Origin of the sequence: Cupriavidus oxalaticus, from assembly GCF_004768545.1 — a bacterium.
Classification (GTDB): Bacteria; Pseudomonadota; Gammaproteobacteria; order Burkholderiales; family Burkholderiaceae; genus Cupriavidus; species Cupriavidus oxalaticus_A.
In genome coordinates this window covers 524506-543815 of record NZ_CP038634.1, presented here as the reverse complement: position 1 = coordinate 543815, position 19310 = coordinate 524506, and the positions used below count along the sequence as shown (strand labels likewise).

Genomic DNA, 19310 nt, shown 5'->3' with positions numbered 1-19310 from the left:
TGAAATCCATTGACAGGTCCCGCCCCCATGTCAGACGCATTGAGTACCGCGCACGCGCAAGTCGCCGCGCAAGTCGCCGAGCGCTTCGCCCGGCTGGAGCCGGCGCAGCGCGCCGCCTTCCTGGCCGCGCTGCACGGCAAAGGCGTGGCGTTTTCCACGCTGCCCATCGTGCCCGCGCCGCGCACTGGCGCGCTGCCGCTGTCGTACGCGCAGCAGCGCCTGTGGTTCCTGCAGCAGCTTGAGCCCGCCAGCACCGCCTATCACATGCCGGGGGTGTACCGGCTCGAAGGCCCGCTCGACGCCGCGGCGCTGCGCCGCGCGTTCGCGCAGGTCGGCGCGCGCCATGAAGTGCTGCGCACCACGTATCCGATCGATGCTGCCGGTGTCGCCTGCCAGCAGGTGCATGAAGACCTGCCACCGGCCTTTGATGCCATAGACGCCATCGACGCCGATCCGGACGGCCTCGACGCCACCGTCGCGCGCGTAGTCCATGAGCCGTTCGATCTCGCCGCCGGACCGCTGTGGCGTGTCGCGCTGATCCGCGAGAGCGCGCAGTCGCACGTGCTGGTGGTGGTGCTGCACCATATCGTCGCCGACGGCGCGTCGATCGTCCGCCTCGTCGCCGAACTGGCCGCCTGCTATGCCGGCACTCAAGCCGGCACGCAAGCCGGCCTGCCGCCATTGCCGGTCCAGTACGCCGACTATGCCGCCTGGCAGCGCAACTGGATGGAGGCCGGCGAGGCCGAGCGCCTGCTCGGCTACTGGCGCGAACGCCTGGGCGACAGCGCGGGCGCGGCGCTCGACCTGCCCGCCGACCGCCCGCGCCGCGCCGCGCGCAGCGGCGAGGGCGCCGAGCACGTGTTCACCATCGCCGCCGCCGTGGCCGCAACGTTGCGCGCGCTTGCCGCCTCGCGCCATGCAACGCTGAACATGGCCCTGCTGGCCGCCTACGCGGTGCTGCTGGGCCGCTATACCGGCCAGTCCGACCTGCGCATCGGCGTGCCGGTGGCGAACCGCCAGCGCAGCGAGACCGGGGCGCTGATCGGCTGCTTCGTCAACATGCAGGTGATGCGGGCGGAGGTCGACCCGGAGCAGCCGTTCGCCGACCTGCTGGCGCGGCTCGCCGCGCAGGCCGCCGCGGACCAGGCGCACCAGTCGCTGCCGTTCGACCTGCTGGTCGAGGCGCTGCAGCCCGACCGCAGTCTCGGCCAGCCCGCATTGTTCAACGTCACCTTCGACCATCGCACCGCCAGCGCGGCGGCTCTGCCGCAACTGGCGGGGCTGCGCGTGACGCCGCTGGAACTGCCGGTCACCACCGCGCGCTTCGAGCTGAGCCTGGCCACGGCCGAGCTGGCCGATGGCAGCCTGTGCGGCCGCATCGCCTACGCCGCCGACCTGTTCGATGCCGCCACGGTCGCGCGCATGGCGGGGCATTATGTGCGCCTGCTGCAGGCCTTCGCAGCCGATCCTGCGACCACGCCCGGCACCGCGGTGCTGCTCGCCGACGCCGAGCGCGCCGCGCTGGCACGCTGGAGCCAGCCCGACTGCCCGGCAACGCCGTTCGTGGCCGTGCATGCGCAGGTGGCCGCGCACGCGCGCCGCGCGCCCGCTGCGCCAGCAGTGCTGTATGGCGACGACGTCCTGACTTATGGCGAGTTTGAACGCCAGGCCAACCGGCTTGCGCACCGGCTGATCGCGCAAGGCATCGGTGCCGAATGCCGCGTCGGCGTGGCGCTGAACCGTTCACCGCGCATGCTGGTGGCGCTGATGGCGGTGCTCAAGGCCGGCGCCTGCTTCGTGCCGTTCGATCCCGCCTATCCGGCACGGCGCCTGCTCGACATGCAGCAAGACGCTGCGCCGCGGCTGCTGCTGACCGAGCGCGCGCTGCGCGATGCCTTCCCGGTCGCGCCGGACCTGCCAGTGCTGCTCTTGGACGACGGCGACGATGCCTCGTGGCCCGACCACGACCCAGCCGTGACGATCCATGCCGGGCAGCTGGCCTACGTGATCTACACCTCCGGCTCGACCGGCCGGCCCAAGGGCGTGGCCGTGGCACACGGGCCGCTGGCGATGCACGTGGTCACCACCGCCGCGTGCTACGACATCACCGCGGCCAGCCGCGAACTCCATTTCCTCTCGTTCAGCTTTGACGGCGCGCATGAGCGCTGGATGGTGCCGCTCGCCAGCGGCGCCAGCATCGTGCTGCGCGACGACACGCTGTGGAGCGTCGAGCAGACCTACGCCGCGCTGCGCCGCCACGCCGTCACGCACGCGGGCTTTCCGCCGCGCTACCTGCACCAGCTGGCCGCGTGGGCCGAGGCGCAAGGCGACCCGCCGCCACTGTGGCTCTACTCCTTCGGCGGCGAGGCCATGCCGCGCGCGGGCGTGGAACGGCTGACGCAGGCGCTGCGGCCGCAGCACATCATCAACGGCTATGGCCCGACCGAAACCGTGGTGACGCCGCTGGTGTGGAAGGCCGCAGCGGACGAAGCCGCCGCGCAGGTGAGCGGCGCCTATGCGCCGATCGGCAGGCCGGTCGGCACGCGCAGCGCGCACGTGCTGGACAGCCGGCTCGAGCCGGTGCCCGTCGGCGTGCCGGGCGAGCTGTACCTCGGCGGCGAAGGGCTGGCGCGCGGCTACCTCGGCCGCGCCGGCATGACCGCCGACCGCTTCATTCCGGATCCCTTCGGCGCGCCCGGCGCGCGCCTGTATCGTACCGGCGACCTGGTGCGCTGGCGCCCGGATGGCTGCATCGAATATCTCGGCCGGCAGGACCACCAGGTCAAGATCCGCGGCTTCCGCATCGAACTGGGCGAGATCGAGGCGCACCTGCTGGCCCAGCCCGGCGTGCGCCAGGCGGTGGTGCTGCCGCACGAGACGCCGGCCGGCACGCGGCTGGTTGGCTACGTGGCCGCGCCGGCCACCGTGCACGCCGAAGCGCTGCGCAGCGCGCTCGCCGCGGCCTTGCCCGACTACATGGTGCCGGCCGCGGTGCTGCGCCTCGACAGCCTGCCGGTCACGCCCAACGGCAAGCTCGACCGGCGCGCGCTGCCCGAGCCGCAGTGGCAGGCCGAGGCCGCCTACGCCGCGCCGGTGTCGGCGCCGGAGCGGATGCTGGCGGCGGTGTGGGCCGACGTGCTCGGCATCGCGCAGGTGGGCTTGCACGACAACTTCTTCGCGCTCGGCGGCGACTCGATCCTCAGCCTGCAGATCGTCGCGCGTGCCCGCCTGCAGGGCTGGCGGCTGACGCCGCGGCAGGTGTTCGAGCACCAGACCGTGGCCGCGCTGGCGCAGGTGGCACAGCGCGTGGACGTGGCGGCGGAGGATGCCGCCAATGACGCGGCGGAACATGGCGCGGCGCCGCTGACGCCGGTGCAGCGGGCTTTCCTTGGCCAACCGCTGGCCGCGGCCGCGCGCAACCGCTTCAACCAGTCGGTACTGTTGCGGTCCGGTTCGGCCATCGACACGGCGGCGTTGACAGCCGCGCTGGCGGACGTGGTTGGCCACCACGCAGCGCTGCGCTTCCGCTTCAGCCATGCCGATGACGGCTGGCACCAGCAGGCCGTTGTGAAGGCCGCCGACGCGTTCGTGTTGACGACGGCCGAAGCGCCCGATGCAGCGGCCATCACCGCTGCGTGCGACGCCGAGCAGGGAAAGCTGGATATCGAGCAGGGCCCGCTGCTGCGCGCACTTCAGCTACGCGTCGCGGATGGCAGCGAGCGCCTCTTCCTGGTCTGCCATCACCTGGTGGTGGATGGCGTGTCGTGGCGCATCGTGCTGGAAGACCTGCAGGCGGCATATGCCGCGCGGCTGGCCGGGCAGGCGCCGGCGCTGGCACCGGTGGGCGCCAGCTATGCCGCATGGAGCCGCACGCTGGCTGGCCCGGCGCGCGCCGTGTTTGCCGGCGAAGGCGCCTACTGGCAGGCAGTGGCTGAAGGCGGCCTGGATCTGCCGGGCGATGTGTTCGACGCTTCGGAGCCTCGCCCGGATGGCGCCTGCACGGCCAGTTTCGCCCTCGACGCGGCCACTACCGACGCATTGCTGCGGCGCGCCCACGCTGCCTACCGCACCGGCGTCAACGACCTGCTGCTGGCAGCTTTTGCGCGCGCGTTGTGCGCTTTCACCGGCTGCGACGAGATCCGCATCCATGTCGAAGGGCACGGGCGCGAAGCCGAGGCAGCCGGCACGGCGCTAGACCTCAGCCGCACGGTGGGGTGGTTCACCAGCATCTGGCCGGTGCGCCTGGCCAGCGTCGATAACCTTGGCGACACCATCGCCGGCGTCAAGGAAGCCCTGCGCGCGGTGCCGCGGCGAGGACTGGGCTATGGCGTGCTCGGGACCGCCGTGGCGGCGCCGCAGGTGCTGTTCAACTACCTGGGCCAGTTCGACGGCAGCCTGCGCGCCGGGGCGGGCGGCTGGCAGGTGGCGGCGGAGGACACCGGCAGCGGCGTGTCCGCCGCGATCCCGTTGCCGGCACCGCTGGCCTTCGACGGCCGGGTCCAGCATGGCTGCCTGCAATTCCGCTGCACGTATCGCGGCGGCCAGTTCCGCGAGGCCACCATCGAGGCGCTGCTGGCGCGCATCGCCCAGGCCCTTCGCGACGTGGCATCGCATTGCGTGGCGCAATCCGCCGTGCGGCTGACGCCGTCGGACATGCCGGCCAGCGGCCTGTCGCAGGCGCAGCTGGACGCGCTGGCGCTGTCCGCAGACGAGATCGAGGACATCTGGCGGCCGACGCCGATGCAGCGCGGCATGGTGCGCCATGGCACGCGCCATCCGGGCTCGCCGGCGTACATGGTGCAGGTGCAGGCGACCATGGACGGGCTCGACGCCGAGCGCATGATCGCGGCATGGCGGGCCGCGCTGCGGCGCCATCCGGTGCTGCGCGCGCGCGTGGCCTGGCTGCCAACGCCCGGCGAGGCCGAGCCCCTGCTGGTGGTGCCGGCGCAGGCGCAACTGCCTGTCACCCGCCATGACTGGCGCGGCCGCAGCAGCCCGGCGCAGTCCGCCGCCGACGATATGGAATGGCAGGCGCTGTGCGAGGCTGAATTCCGCCAACCGTTCGACCTGTGCCGCGCACCGCTGATGCGGCTGACGCTGGTGCGCATCGCCGACGATGCCTGGCGCTTCCTCTGGACCTGGCACCACTTGCTGCTCGATGGCTGGAGCATGTCGCGGCTGCTGGGTGAAGTGCTGCGTGGCTACGACGGGGAACTGCCCGCCCAGGCGGCATCGTCGCTGCGCCGCTACGTGGCGTGGCAGCAGGCGCAGCCCGGCGCGGACGAGCATTGGCAAACGCGGCTCGCGCCGCTGCAGCGTCAGCCGGTACGGATCACGCGCGAGATCGCGCCGGCGCAGCGCGGCCAGCGCGGCCAGCATATGGGCGCCGTCGAGCATGTGGTGCAAGCCGGCGCGCTGCGCACGCTGGCCGCCTTTGCCAGCCGCCAGCATATCACTGTCAACACGCTGGTGCAGGCCGCCTGGCTGCTGGCACTGCGCCAGGCCACCGGTGCCCGCACCGTCGGCATGGCGGTGGTCGGTTCGGGGCGCTCGGCGGAGCTGCCCGGCATCGAAGACATCATGGGCCTGCTGGCCAGCACGCTGCCGCTGGTGCAGGACCTGCCCGACACGCTGCGAGTGGCCGACTGGCTACCGGCGCTGCAGGCGGACAACCTGGCCCTGCGCGAAACCGAGCACGCGCCGCCGGCGTGGCTGCAGTCCTGGGCGGCCGGCAGCGACGACACGGCGCAGGCGCCGTTCGACACCATGCTGATCTACGAGAACTACCCGGTCGACAGCACGCTGCGCCAAACCGAGCGCGGCGCGCTGCGCTTCAGCGACGTGGGCAACCGCGGCCAGATGAGCTATCCGGTGACCGCCATCGTGATCCCCCGCGAAACGCTGACATTGCGCGTGGAATACGACACGGCCGCGCTTGACGACGCCGCGGCGCGGGAGTTCGCGCGGCATTGCCTGGCGCTGCTGCTCGCGCTGCCCGCACTGGCCGATGCCACGCTGGCCGAACTGCCGGCACGCGTAGCCAGCGCCAGCGAGGGCGGGGCGAGTGCGCTGGCTGCATAGGCGGAGATGGTTTCAGCTCGGCAGCAGGCGGCGCGGGCAGTCCCCGCACAGCGGGAAGCCGTGCAGCCGGTAGCGCAGGCAGCACAGCCGGCGCAGCCACAGCGTGGTGGTGGTGCCGTCGCGGGTGACGCGGTGCGCGCGCATCGGCGCATGCAGCGGGTTGTCGCGGCCGTCGGGGCGCGTGCGGGTGTCCATCAGCCACGCGGCATCTTGCGCCAGCGTCGCCTCGGTGGCCGGCAGGCCCGGCTGCAGCAGGGCGGGCGCGTGGCGGAACACCTCGGCGACGACGGCACCGGCATTGGCCCACAGCAGCCGCGGCGACGCGCCGCTGGCCGCGGCGAGCGCCTGCACCAGCGGCGCCAGCAGGTCGTCCAGCAGCGGGCCGTAGCGCTGGTGCGGCGGCGCCCGGTGCAGCGCCTCGCCGCCATGCGGCAACAACAGCGTCACGGCGCGGCCGCGCCGGTCGGCCCGGATCGCGGCGTCGCGCAGCGGCAGCACGTGGTGCGCCAGCGCGGCGGCGGCCACCACGCCGGGCAGCAGCGACGAGAAGCCATGCCGCGCCCAGACCGAGCCGGTCACGCGCGAGTCGATGCTGCCGTGGTGCGCGGCGCTGAGCTGCAGCGCACGCGCGAGGGGGGCCGGCGGGCGAGGAGCCGAGCGCGGCAATGGCGATGTCCGCAGGCGCGGGCGGGCCGGCCGCCACGGCTTCGGCGTATTGGCGCAACGGCCCCGGAAACAGTTCAAGCAACAGCGGTAGCGGTAGTAGAGCAGACAAGAGGCAGCCCTGAACGGCGTTGTATTTGTGCATCCAACGCCATCTTTCAAGTTGAAGATGAGAATGATTATCAGGTATATTCGCAATTGCATTTGTAGAGACAACCCCGTACCCGGGCGCTTTCCTGACCGGCAGCCGTGGCAGCGCGGCGGTGGCGAAGCGCTTGCGGCCATGCCGGGTCCACGGCGGGCCAGCGCGGGTCGAGGCAGCCAGGCCACCGGCGCCTGCATCGCCGCTCCGGAGAAGACCCGATGACGCAGCCCGATTTGACGATTCGAGCGCGCGCCGCGCACGGCCCGGCGCCGCTCTCCTTCGCCCAGCAGCGGCTGTGGTTCCTGCAGCGCTACGCGCCGGACAGCACCGCCTACAACCTGGTGCGCGCGTGGCGCCTGCACGGGCCTCTATCGGCGCCGGCGCTGGAGCGGGCGCTGGCGCTGGTGACGTCGCGCCACGCCGTGCTGCGTACCCGATTCTCGTCCGGCGACGGCGAGCCGTGCCAGCTGGTCAGCGATATGGCGAATATGGCGCCACCCGTGCAGTGGCTCGACCTGCCGGCAGGCGAGGTCGACGCGCTGCTGCGCAGTGAAGCCGCGCGCGTGTTCGACCTGCACGCCGCCGCGCCTTTCCGGGTCACCGTGGCCCGGCTAGATGACGGCGCCCATGTGCTGGTCATGGCCATGCACCACATCGTTTCCGACGGCTGGTCCAATCCGATCCTGGCGCGCGACCTGGCATGCGCTTATGGCGCCGCGCTGGATGGCACCGACCCGGGCTGGACACCGTTGCCCGTGCAATACGCGGACTATGCCGCCTGGCAGCGCGAGCGCCTGGCCGGCCCCGCGCTCGACGCCGCGCTGGCTCGCTGCGCGCAGCGGCTGGGCACGGCCATTCCCGCGCTGGAACTGCCGCTCGACGCGCCGCGTCCGGCGCGCCTGGCCGGCAAGGGCGGGCGCATCCGCTGGACGCTGTCGGATGGCGTGGCGGCGGCGCTGCGGGACTACTGCAGCGGCACCGCCGGCGGCGGCCGCACCACGCCGTTCGCCGTGCTGCTGGCGGCCTGGCAAGCGCTGCTGGCGCGCTACAGCGGCCAGTCCGATTTCGCGGTCGGCGTGCCCAACGCCGCGCGCACCCACGAAGAACTCGACGAACTGGTCGGCTGCTTTATCAACACCCAGGTCTATCGCGCGCGGCTGGCGCCTGGCCTGACCGGCCGCGCGCTGTGCCAGCAGGTGCGCGACGACGCCCGCGCCGCGCTCGACCATGCCGACCTGCCGTTCGAATTGCTGGTCGACAAGCTCGCACCGGCGCGCGACCCCAGCCGCACGCCGGTATTCCAGGCGCTGTTCAACCTGCAGATGGGCGAAGCCGCGTCGCTTGCGCTGCCCGGCCTGCAGGCGAGCGCACTGCCGGTGCCCGACGACAGCGCCAAGTTCGACGTTACGCTCGACCTGCAGGCCAGCGCGACGCGCGTGCTGGCCACGCTCGAATTCGATGCCGAGCTGTTCGCCGAAGCGACGGCGCAACGCATGGCCCGGCACTATGAGCAGCTGCTCGGCGCGATGCTGGCGGCTCCCGACGTGCCGCTCGGCGCGCTGCCGCTGATGGACGCAGGCGAGCGCGCCCGGACGCTGGCTAGCGCCAACGACACTGGCCTGGCCCTCGACGCCGCCGACGACGTGGTGGCCCGCATCGCCCGCGCCGCCGCGGCCACGCCGGATGCCATCGCCATCACCGACGGCAGTGCCAGCCTGACCTATGCGGAGCTGGAAGCCGGCGCCAACCGCATCGCGCACTGGCTTGCCGGGCAGCAGGTGCGCACAGACACCCTGGTCGGCGTCTGCCTGCCGCGCACGCCGGCGCTGGTGGCGGTGCTGCTCGGCATCCTCAGGGCGGGCGCCGCCTACCTGCCGATCGACGCGCATCATCCGCCCGCGCGGAACGCCCACATCCTGCGCCACGCCAGCCCGCGCCTGATCCTGGCGGCGGCAGGCACGCGTGCCGCGCTGGGCGACAGTGCCGGCGTGGTGCTGGTCGACGGCGACACGCCGCCGTGGCATGCGGCGCCTGCGATCGCCCCGGCGCTGGATTGCCATCCGGCGCAGCTCGCCTACACGCTCTACACCTCCGGTTCGACCGGCACGCCCAAGGGCGTGCAGATCTCGCGCGCGGCCTTTGCCAACTTCCTGCGCGCGATGACGCCGGTGGTGCCGATGGACGGCAACGACCGCCTGCTGGCGGTGACCACGCTGGGCTTCGATATCGCGGGGCTGGAACTGTTCCTGCCGCTGGCCAGCGGCGCCCGCGTGGTAATCGCCACGCGCGACGACGCGCGCGATCCGGCGCGGCTGGCGGCGCTGATGTCCGCCCATGGCATCACCGTGATGCAGGCCACGCCCGCCACCTGGCAGATGCTGGTCACGCAGGCCACGCCCGCGCGGCAGGGCCTGCGCGTGCTGTGCGGCGGCGAGGCGCTGGGGCGCGAGCTGGCGACTGCGCTGCTGGCGCGCGGCGCCGAGGTCTGCAACGTCTACGGCCCGACCGAGACCACGGTCTGGTCCGCCGCACATGCGCTGGCGGGCGAGGGCGCAGGCATGCCCGCGTGGGCGGTGGCGCCGGTCGGGCATCCGATCGCCAACAACCAGCTTTACGTGCTGGACGCGCGCCTGGAGCCGGTGCCCGCAGGCGTGGCCGGCGAGCTCTACATCGGTGGCGCCGGGCTGGCGCGCGGCTATGCCGCCGATCCGTCGCGCACCGCCGCGGCGTTCGTGCCCAACCCGTTCCATCAAGGCTCGCCCGGCGCCATGGCGGGCGACCGCCTCTACCGCACCGGCGACCTGGCGCGCAAGCGTGCCGACGGCATCGTCGAGTTCCTCGGCCGCCGCGACCACCAGGTCAAGGTGCGCGGCTTCCGCGTCGAGCCAGGCGAGGTCGAGGCGGTGCTGGCCGCCTGCCCGGGCGTGCGGCACGCCGTGTGCGTGGCCCGCCCCGGCCCCGATGGCATGGCGCGGCTGTGCGCCTACTACGTGGCGGGGGCGCACGCGACCGACGACGCCATCCTGGCCCGCCTGCGCGAGCAACTGCCCGGCTACATGGTGCCGTCCAGCCTGACGCGCCTCGACGCGCTGCCGCTCAACGCCAACGGCAAGGTCGACCGCCAGGCGCTGCCGGAGCCGGCAGCGCCGCGCGCCGCGGTCGCGCTGTCGACGCCGACCGAGCACGCGCTGGCCGGGCTGTGGTGCGCGGTGCTGGGCGTGACCGAAGCCGGCGCCGATGACGACTTCTTCCTGCTGGGCGGCCACTCGCTGCTGCTGGTGCGGCTGCAGACCCGCATCCGCGAGCAGATGGCGTGCGAGCTGGCGCTGCCGGCGCTGTTCGCCGCGCCGGCGCTGCGCGACATGGCCGCGGCGATCGACCAGGCCGGCCGGCGCGATGCCGATGCCGACCTGGCCTTCATGAACGACCTGCTGGAGACCCTGTGAACCTGTTCCTGTCATTGCGCCGCCGCTTCGGCGGCCTGCTGTTGCTGGCGCTGGCCGCGGGTACCTGCAGCGCGCTCGCCGGCATCGCGCTGATCGCCGGGATCAACCGCATGATTGCCGCGCCGGCAGGGCTGGAAGTCATGGAGGCCGGCCGCATCGGCATCCTGCTCGGCCTGCTGGCGGTGCTGTTCGGCTGCGGCTTCGGCTCGCAGGCGCTGCTGACCGCGCTGGGCCACCGCGTGGTCTACGACATGCGCATGCGCATGCTCAAGCGCGTGCTCGATACCGATGTCGAGCGCCTGGAAGCGATCGGCGGCCCCACCGTCTATGCCACGCTGACCAAGGACATCGCCTCGATCGGCATGGCCTTCAATCGCGTGCCGTTCGTGTTCTACAACGGCGTGCTGGTGGCGGGCGGGCTGCTGTACCTGGGGTGGCTGTCGTGGCAACTGTTCGTGCTCGGCGCCGCGGTGCTGGGCGGCGGCGTGCTGCTGGCGCAGCGCTGGGTGCTGCGCATGCGCGGCCTGATGAAGGCCGTGCGCGACACCGACGACCGCCTCTACGCCGGCTACCAGGGCGCCATCGACGGCCGCTATGAACTTGCGCTGAATGCCTGGCGCAAGCAGGGCTTCTACCAGCGCGACTTCGAGCCCGCCGCCGAGTTTGCGCGCGCGCATGAAGTGCGCGCCGACCGCTACTGGGTGCTGAGCCTGTCGTTCACCGCGGCGCTGATCCTGGGTCTGGCCTGCGCGATCTTTATCGCGGGCGATGCGCTGGGCATTGCCCGCGAGCGCATCACCGCCTTCGTGCTGGTGCTGATGTTCCTGCGCATGCCGCTGAATGACCTCGTCGGCACGCTGCCGATCCTGATGACCGGCAACGTCGCGCTGCGCAAGATCGACACGCTGCGGCTGGCGCCGTACACGGAAGACTTCGCGCTGCTGCATGCCAGCCACAACGCGACGGTGCCGGCTCCGGGCATGCCGCTGCTGGCGCTGCAGGACGTGCGCTACGACTACCCCGGGCAAGGCGACGAGCGCGGCTTCCGGCTGGGCCCGGTGTCGCTGACGCTGGTCGCCGGCGAGACCGTGTTCATCGTCGGCGGCAACGGCAGCGGCAAATCGACGCTGATGAAGCTGCTGGCGGGCCTGTACCAGCCCACGGACGGCAGTGTCTCGCTGGCCGGCGCGGCAGTGGGTGCGGCGCAACTGCCCTGGTATCGCAGCCATTTCGCCACGGTGTTCTCCAACGCGCACCTGTTCGCGCGGCTGGTGGGTCCGGACGGCAAATTCGATGCCGCGGTGGCCAATGCCTTCCTGAAGCGGCTGCACATGGACCACAAGGTCGCGATCCGCGACGACCTGCTGTCGACCACGCAGCTGTCGCAGGGCCAGCGCAAGCGGCTGGCGCTGCTGGCGGCCTACGTCGAGGCACGGCCGGTGCTGCTGCTGGACGAATGGGCCGCCGACCAGGACCCGGTATTCCGCGCCTACTTCTATGAATCGCTGCTGCCGGAACTCAAGCGCAGCGGCAAGACCATCGTCGCGGTCAGCCACGACGACCGCTATTTCCACGTGGCCGACCGCGTGATCCGCTGCGACAGCGGCGTGATCCGCGCCGACAGCGCCAGCGCCGGCATCGACGCCGGCAACAACCAACAACAGGCCGCCGCATGACGCGCGCCAACATTCAGAGGGAGTCAGCTCAAATGCAAAGCAACGCGTCTTCGATGACCCACGCCGTCGCCGGCCAGCCGTGGTCGTCCGATTCCACAGCAGCCTCCGCCATCCTGCAAAGCCGCTGGGACGGTGCGACGCTACAGCTCAGCCTGCACGGCGCGCCGCTGCAGGCGTGGCAGTTCACGCCGGGCGCGCAGCCCCGCATCGCGCTTGCCGGCACCGCGCCGGACCACCCCCTGGCACGCGCCGCCACCTTCGCCGCCTGCGAAGCAGCGCTGGCGCGCACGCCTGCCGCCGAAGCGATCGCGCTGGACGTACCCGACGCCCTGGCCGCCGCGATGCTGCGCGAAGGCAGCGCCGTACGCGATGCCAACGGCCAGCTGGTTTCGCGCGTCGAGCAGTTGTGGCAGCTGCCGGCGCTGTGGCACACCGGCACCTCGGGCCGCGATTTCCCGCTGCAGTACGCCATGAGCGCGGGCAAGCGCCATCCGCTGCGCGCGCCCAAGCCGGGCGGCCAGGTCTATGCGCGCCATATTCCCTGGCTAAACCAGGTGTTCTCGATGCGGGTAGCCGACCTCGATGCCGACCTGCAGTGCTTCCATGGCTGGATGAACGACCCGCGCGTGGCGGTGTTCTGGCAGGAGGAGGGCGACCTCGCCAGGCATCGCGGCTACCTGCAGGCGCAACTCGACGACCCGCACACCATCCCGCTGATCGGCTGCCTGGACGGCAAGCCCTTCGCCTACTTCGAGGTGTACTGGGCCAGGGAAAACCGCATCGGCCCGTACTACGACGCCGATGACTTCGACCGCGGCTGGCACGTGCTGATCGGCGACGGCGAGATCCGCGGCAAGGCGTACATCAGCGCCTGGCTGCCGTCGCTGATGCACTACATCTTCCTCGACGATCCGCGCACGCAGCGCATCGTCGGCGAGCCGCGCATCGACCATGTGCAGCAGATCCGCAACCTGGACCGCTCCGGCTTTGCCAAGGTCAAGGCCTTCGACTTCCCGCACAAGCGCGCCATGCTGGTGATGCTGCTGCGCGAACGCTTCTTCGGCGAGCGCCTGTGGGTGCCGCAGGAAGAGGCGCCGGCGCAAGCCTGCGCAGCACTTGCAGCACTGGCTGCCTGAACCCGCCGCGCAAGGAGACCCCAATGCTCTACCCAGCTTCGACCTTCGCCGCGAACGGTGCCCGCGTGGATACCGGCACACCGCCTGTGCTCGACCTGCTCGGCATCGGCTTCGGCCCGTCCAACCTGGCGCTGGCCGTTGCGCTGCGCGAGATGCTGCCGCAGCAGGCGCCGTTCCGCTTCGGCTTTATCGAGAAGAAGCCCGGCTTTGTCTGGCACGGCAACATGCTGCTCGACAACAGCCGCATGCAGATCTCGTTCCTGAAGGACCTGGTCACGATGCGCAACCCGGCCAGCCGCTACACGTTCATCAACTACCTGCACGAGCGCGAGCGGCTGCTGGATTTCATCAACACGCGCACCTTCTACCCGAGCCGCTACGAGTTCAACGACTACCTGTCGTGGGTGGCGGCCGACTTTGCCGACAGCTGCCACTATGGCGAGGAAGTGGTGTCGGTCGAGCCCGAGAGCGCCGGCGCGAATAGCGGCAATGGCGCACTGGCATGCCTGCGCGTGACCTCTCGCGCGGCGGACGGCGCGCTGACGGTGCGCCGCGCGCGCAACGTGGTGGTCAGCGTGGGCGGCGCGCCCAGCATTCCCGATACCTTCGTGCCGCTGCGCGGGCATGCGCGTGTGTTCCATTCGTCGAACTACCTGGAGTCGCTGGAGCGGCTCGGGCAGTCGGGACCGGTGCGGCGGGTCGCGGTGATCGGCTCGGGGCAGAGCGCCGCCGAGATCTTCCTCGACCTGCACGGCCGCGAAGGCAGTATCGAGGTCGACCTGGTCAGCCGGGCGCCGGCGCTCAAGCCGGCCGATGACAGCCCGTTCGTCAACGAGATCTTCAACCCGCGCTATATCGACTACCTGTTCTCGCGCGCGCCCAACGAGCGCGAGCAGCTGCTGAGCGAATTCGGCAACACCAACTACGCGGTGGTCGATACCGACCTGATTGAAGCCATCTATGAAGTGCTGTACCAGCAGAAGGTCACCGGCAAGGTGCGCCACCGCCTGCTGGCCGGCTGCGAGGCGCGCCACGCCGAGGCCGACGCCGACGGCGTGCGGCTCGACATCGCGCGCCGCGACGACGGCGCGCACCAGCTGCAGCGCTATGACGCGGTGATCCTCGCCACGGGCTACCGGCGCGAGCTGCACCAGTCGCTGCTGGCGCCGCTGGCGTCTTACCTGGACGACGCCAGGGGCTTCCAGGCCGACCGCGACTACCGGCTGCAGATGGCGCCGGGCTGCCAGGCCGGCGTGTTCCTGCAGGGCTGCTGCGAAGCCACGCACGGGCTGTCGGACACGTTGCTGTCGGTGCTGGCCGTGCGCGCGCAGGAGATTGTCGCGGCGGTGCTCGGCACTGGCGAGGGCGAAGCACGCGTGATGGCGCCGGAGCCGCCGCGAAGCCGCCCCGCGCGGGTGGCGCATGCCGGCGCGCACTGAATACAAGAACAAGAGCGCGCAGCGGCGGCGGGCCATTCGTCCGCCGGCCGGTGCGCATGGCCAGTTTCTTTAACACAACAGAGCAGGGGAGTAAGAAGGGCATGAAACACAGCAACAGACGCGCGAACGCACGCGCGCGGGCAGCGCGGAACGGGGCCGCAATGTCGTGCCGCCGCATCGCCATGCGCTGGATCCCGGCCGCGGTCGGCCTGGTCTTCAGCGCATCGGCTTTGGGGCAGGAAGCCACCACGGGGACCACGCCCGCCACCGCCGCTGCCGCCACGGGCAGCGCCGCACGCCCGGTAGAGCCCGCACTGCCCGCGGTGACAGTCAACGGCGCGCGCGAAAACCCGATCAACCCGCCGACCACGGCCGGCAGCAAGGTGCCGCTGACCGCGCGCGAAGTCCCGCAGTCGGTGACCGTGGTCAACAGCGAGCGCATCCGGGAGCAGAACCTGGTGACGCTGGAAGATGCGCTGGCGCAGGCCACCGGCGTGTTCGTGGAGAAGCGCGACCAGGAACGCACCATCTACTATTCGCGCGGCCTGGAGATCGACACCTTCCTGCTGGACGGCGTGCCGACCAAGTATGACTGGCGCAACACCGTGCAGCCCGACCTGTCGATGATCGACCGCGTCGAAGTGCTGAAGGGACCGTCCGGCCTGCTGTCCGGCGCCGGCAAGACCGGCGGCGCGATCAACCTGGTGCGCAAGAAGCCCACGCGCGAGACGCAGGTGCAGGGGGCGCTGTCGGTGGGGTCGTGGAACAACTACCGCGCCGAGATCGACGCCGGTGGTGCGCTGAACGCCGACGGCACGCTGCGCGCGCGCCTGACCGGCGCGTTCCAGGACAAGGACTCGTTCATCGACAAGGCCAATATGCGCACCGGCGCGCTCTATGGCGTGGTCGAATACGACATCACGCCCAGCACCATGGTGACGGTGGGCGCGAACTACCAGGACTCGGAAGGCCGGCAGCCTTGGACGCTGCCGGCCTACTACAACCCGGTCACGCGCCAGGCGAGCCTGCTCGACGTGCCGCGCTCGACCTACCTCGGTGCCGACTGGAACAGCGACCACTTCTATACCACCTCGGCCTTTGCCGAGCTGGAGCATAAGTTCGACAGCGGCTGGCAGGTCAAGGGCGCGCTGCGCTACCTCAACAACCAGATGCATCGCGAGCAGGCGTATGCGTACGCGCCGGTCATCCCGGGCGTGAACACCACCACGCTGTTCGCGGCCAAGCAGACCTATACGCAGGAGCAGACCAGCTTCGACGTCTATGCCAACGGTCCGTTCTCGCTGTTCGGGCGCCGGCACAAGGCGCTGATCGGCTTCAATTTCTCGGATTCGGAGCGGCGCGACCCGCGGTACTCGTCGACACCGTTCTCGCAGGTCGTGAACATCTTCAGCCCGCGCAGCGACTTCGCCAAGCCGGTCTTCACGCCCAATGGCTCGGGCACCACGACCAGCACCCGGCAATATGGCGTCTACGGCGACGCCCGCTTCTCGCTGCTGGATCCGGTGACGCTGGTGCTGGGCGGGCGCCTGAGCTGGTGGGATATCAATGCGCGCCAGTACACGCCGACCGCCAGCGTGACCAAGCAAGACAACATCAACGCCAAGTTCACCCCGTTCGCCGGGCTGATCTACGACTTTACCGAGCACTGGTCGGCCTACGCGAGCTACGCCGAGATCTTCCAGCCGCAGGACGAGTATTTCACCGCCAGCGGCAACCTGGTCAATCCGATCAAGGGCAAGCAGTATGAAGTGGGCCTGAAGGGCGAGTTCTTCGAAGGCGCGCTGAACACCTCGGTGGCGCTGTTCCAGGTGCGCGAGACCGGCCGCGCCACGGTCGACTACGTCAACACCACCAACCCGAGCAACCCGTTCTACGTTTCGCAGGGCGAGACCAAGAGCCAGGGCTTCGAGCTGGAGGCCAGCGGCCGCATCACGCCGAACTGGACCGTCTACGCCGGCTATACCTTCAACGTCACGACCGACCTGCAGGACCGCACCGGCCAGCTCAACACGGCGTTCTCGGCGATCGCGCCCAAGCACCTGTTCAAGCTGTGGACGCAGTACCGCCTGCCTGGCGACTTCAAGCGCTGGCGCATCGGCGGCGGCATGACCGCGGTCAGCCACGTGCAGAACACCGCGCTGTTCCCGGCACCGATCGGCGCGGTCACGCTGCGCCGTGGCGGCTATGCGACCTTCGATGCGGCAATCGGCTATGACTTCAACAAGCATGTCTCGGCCGATCTGAACCTGACCAACCTGTTCGACCGCAGCTACTACGCGCGGATCAACAACCCGCGCGAAGGCAACATCTGGGGCCAGCCGCGCGCGGCGATGTTCACCGTGCGCATGAAGATGTAAGCGCAATGCCGGCGTGGCGTTGCGGCAGGCCCGCACCCCTACGCCGGCCGCGTGTTGCAGGATATTCCAATGACCAATAGTCCCTCATCCCTGCCGTCGCGCGGCGCCATGGTCCCGGCGCTGGCGATGACCGCCCGCGCGCTGGCCGCGCTGGCCGGCAGCTACGCATTTACCTGGGGCGTCACCGCCGGTGGCGCCGTGCTTGGCTGGCGCCTCGGTTTGGCGCGCAGCGAAGCGGTGCTCTGGTTTTCGATGTTCGCCTTCCTGCTGTTCCCGATGATGTCGCTGTGGGCGCTGGTGACGCGGCGGCTGTGGCGCACGTGGCTGGTGCTGCTGGCGGGCGCGGGCATCGGCGCGGGCGTGGCGCAATGGCTCGGGGAGCGGCTCGCGTGAGCAAGACCCTACGCAAGAACAATGGCCGCGCCGCGGCGAACAAGACCGCCGCCCACGAAGGCGGGCTGCGCCAGGCGATGACCTGGGCGCATACCTGGATCGGCGTGCTGCTCGGCGGCGTGCTGATGGTGGCCTTTTTTATGGGGTCGGTCGCGGTATTCGACCGGGAAATCGACCGCTGGATGATGCCGGCCACGCGCATCGAGGCCGCGCCGCCCGTCATCGATATCGACACCGTGGTGCCGCGCGCCGTGGACGCGCTGGCTGCGGGCAAGCCGCTGCGCGAATGGGCCGTGACGCTGCCCGAGGCGCGCACGCCGGTGATGATCGCGCGCGTGCGCTATGCCGCGGCCGGCGGGCAGATCCGCCTGGCCGACCCGCGCACCGGCGCGCTGCTGCCGGATGTCGGCACGCTGGGGGCATCGTCCTTCTTCTATCCGCTGCACTACAACCTGCACCTGCGCGTGTGGAACATCGGCTATTGGCTGGTGGGGCTGGCGGCGATGGCGATGCTGGCGGCGATTGTGTCCGGCGTGATCGTGCATGTGCGCATCTTCCGCGATTTCTTCACCTTCCGGCCGCGCAAGCAATTGCAGCGCAGCCTGCTCGACCTGCACAACCTGACCGGCGTGCTGGCGCTGCCGTTCCATGCGGTGATTTCCTTCTCCGGCATCTGCATCGTCTACATGATCCTGATCCCGGCCGGCATCGACGCGCTGTACCAGCAGCCCAATGCCTTCTACGAACAGGCCGTATCGGGCTATTCGCGACCGGCTGCGGGCATGGCCGCGCCGCTGGCGCCGCTCGGGCCGATGGTCGAGGCCGCGCGAGCGCGCTGGGGCGGGGCGGCGCCGGCGGCGATCCGCGTCTGGAACCCGGGCGACGCCAACGCGGTGGTCAAGGTCAGCCGCTCGGTGGGCGACCGCGTCAGCCTGGCGGACGACGCCGCCTACTTCGACGGCGCCAGCGGGGCGCTGCTGCACCACGTGCCGCTGCAGCCCGCGGCGACTACGCAGCGCTTCCTGACCGGCATGCACTTCATCGCCTTCGACCACTGGCCGCTGCGCTGGCTGTATTTCCTTGGCGGTCTGGCCGGTTGCGTGCTGATTGGCACGGGGCAGCTGTACTGGCTCGACAAGCGCCATGCGCGCCATGGCGAGCGCGGCGTGCGCCTGGCCGCCGCGGTCACCGCGGCCATGACGACCGGGCTGGTGATCGCGATGCTGGCGATGATGGTGGCCAATCGCCTGCTGCCGATGACGCTGCCGTCGCGCGAGTTCATCGAGGCGGGGTTGTTCTTCCTGGTCTGGCTGGCCACGGCCATCCACGCGCGCGTGGCGATGCGGCCAGGCAGCCGCACGCTGGTGCCGTGGCGGCAGCAATGCCTGGCGATCGCCGTGCTGGCGCTGGCGGCGCCGGTGTGCAACGGCCTGACCACCGGCGACTGGCTGCCGCTGGCGCTGGCCCGCGGGCAGTTTGCCGTGGCGGGTGTCGATATCGCGCTGCTGCTGACCGGCGCGCTCACCCTGACGACGGCACGCCGCGTCGGGCAAGTGGAAGCGGCCCGGTCGGCGGCTGCATCAGACCTGAAGGAGGCAGAGCATGCCGAACGCGCTTGACCACCTGTTGCTGATCGCGCTGGCGCTGTGCGCGTATGGCGCCTTCGTGCTGTTTGCCTGCGCCACCGAGCGGCACTGGAACGAGCTGTCGGGGCAGGGCGGCGATTTGCCGGATCGGTCGCGCCGGCGCCTGCGCGGCGCGGCCTGGGCGCTGGTGGCCCTGGGCGCCGCGGCCGCGCTGCCGGCCAACGGCGCAGGCTTTGGCGTGCTGCTGTGGGCGCTGGCGATGATGGCCGGTGCGATGGCGGTCGCTTTCACGCTCACGTGGCGGCGCGGCTGGCTGCAGCCGGTCGCGCGCGCGGTGCTGGCAAGGCTGCGGATCTGAGCCGGGGCT

General features: G+C 71.0%; 10 protein-coding genes. 9 read left to right on the top strand and 1 reads right to left on the bottom strand.

From position 1 onward, the window contains the following. Window positions 1-27 precede the first annotated feature (27 nt). Complete coding sequence (locus E0W60_RS02360) at window positions 28-6081, top strand: non-ribosomal peptide synthetase (protein ID WP_135702895.1); 6054 nt, start codon at window positions 28-30, stop codon at window positions 6079-6081. 12 nt (window positions 6082-6093) lie between these two features. Here E0W60_RS02360 and fhuF read toward each other — a convergent pair whose 3' ends face one another. Beyond that, window positions 6094-6747, bottom strand: coding sequence for a siderophore-iron reductase FhuF (gene fhuF / locus E0W60_RS02355; protein WP_167884543.1), 654 nt, complete (start codon window positions 6745-6747; stop codon window positions 6094-6096). A gap of 360 nt (window positions 6748-7107) precedes the next feature. Here fhuF and E0W60_RS02350 point away from each other — a divergent pair, with 360 nt between their 5' ends. The 8 genes from E0W60_RS02350 (at window position 7108) to E0W60_RS02315 (ending at window position 19301) form a co-directional block, all read left to right on the top strand. Continuing rightward, complete coding sequence (locus tag E0W60_RS02350) at window positions 7108-10335, top strand: non-ribosomal peptide synthetase (protein ID WP_135702893.1); 3228 nt, start codon at window positions 7108-7110, stop codon at window positions 10333-10335. Continuing rightward, a complete protein-coding gene (locus E0W60_RS02345; protein WP_135702892.1) occupies window positions 10332-12011 on the top strand; it encodes a cyclic peptide export ABC transporter in 1680 nt (559 codons plus the stop codon). Before E0W60_RS02350 ends, E0W60_RS02345 begins: the two co-directional genes overlap by 4 nt. A gap of 53 nt (window positions 12012-12064) precedes the next feature. Further along, a complete protein-coding gene (locus E0W60_RS02340; protein ID WP_240745818.1) occupies window positions 12065-13147 on the top strand; it encodes a GNAT family N-acetyltransferase in 1083 nt (360 codons plus the stop codon). Window positions 13148-13170: 23 nt separating this feature from the next. Further along, window positions 13171-14586, top strand: coding sequence for a lysine N(6)-hydroxylase/L-ornithine N(5)-oxygenase family protein (locus tag E0W60_RS02335; RefSeq protein ID WP_135702891.1), 1416 nt, complete (start codon window positions 13171-13173; stop codon window positions 14584-14586). A 161-nt stretch (window positions 14587-14747) separates the two neighbouring features. Then, entirely contained in the window at window positions 14748-16964 is a 2217-nt protein-coding gene (locus E0W60_RS02330) for a TonB-dependent siderophore receptor (protein WP_167884542.1), read from the top strand. Between the two features lie 69 nt (window positions 16965-17033). Beyond that, on the top strand, window positions 17034-17357 hold the full coding sequence (locus E0W60_RS02325; protein ID WP_135702889.1) for an iron uptake protein: 324 nt from the start codon (window positions 17034-17036) through the stop codon (window positions 17355-17357). Next, window positions 17354-18976 carry a PepSY-associated TM helix domain-containing protein gene (locus E0W60_RS02320; RefSeq protein WP_167884541.1) on the top strand — a complete coding sequence of 541 codons (1623 nt, stop codon included), beginning with the start codon at window positions 17354-17356 and terminating at the stop codon, window positions 18974-18976. The genes E0W60_RS02325 and E0W60_RS02320 overlap by 4 nt, the downstream gene beginning before the upstream one ends. Next, window positions 18960-19301 carry a DUF3325 family protein gene (locus E0W60_RS02315; RefSeq protein ID WP_135702887.1) on the top strand — a complete coding sequence of 114 codons (342 nt, stop codon included), beginning with the start codon at window positions 18960-18962 and terminating at the stop codon, window positions 19299-19301. Before E0W60_RS02320 ends, E0W60_RS02315 begins: the two co-directional genes overlap by 17 nt. The last annotated feature ends 9 nt before the right edge of the window (window positions 19302-19310 follow it).

Coding starts and splice junctions, on each gene's coding strand:
- E0W60_RS02360 (WP_135702895.1), top strand. CDS start 28: ATGTCAGACGCATTGAGTACCGCGCACGCGCAAGTCGCCGCGCAAGTC.
- E0W60_RS02350 (WP_135702893.1), top strand. CDS start 7,108: ATGACGCAGCCCGATTTGACGATTCGAGCGCGCGCCGCGCACGGCCCG.
- E0W60_RS02340 (WP_240745818.1), top strand. CDS start 12,065: ATGACCCACGCCGTCGCCGGCCAGCCGTGGTCGTCCGATTCCACAGCA.
- E0W60_RS02335 (WP_135702891.1), top strand. CDS start 13,171: ATGCTCTACCCAGCTTCGACCTTCGCCGCGAACGGTGCCCGCGTGGAT.
- E0W60_RS02330 (WP_167884542.1), top strand. CDS start 14,748: ATGTCGTGCCGCCGCATCGCCATGCGCTGGATCCCGGCCGCGGTCGGC.
- E0W60_RS02325 (WP_135702889.1), top strand. CDS start 17,034: ATGACCAATAGTCCCTCATCCCTGCCGTCGCGCGGCGCCATGGTCCCG.
- E0W60_RS02315 (WP_135702887.1), top strand. CDS start 18,960: ATGCCGAACGCGCTTGACCACCTGTTGCTGATCGCGCTGGCGCTGTGC.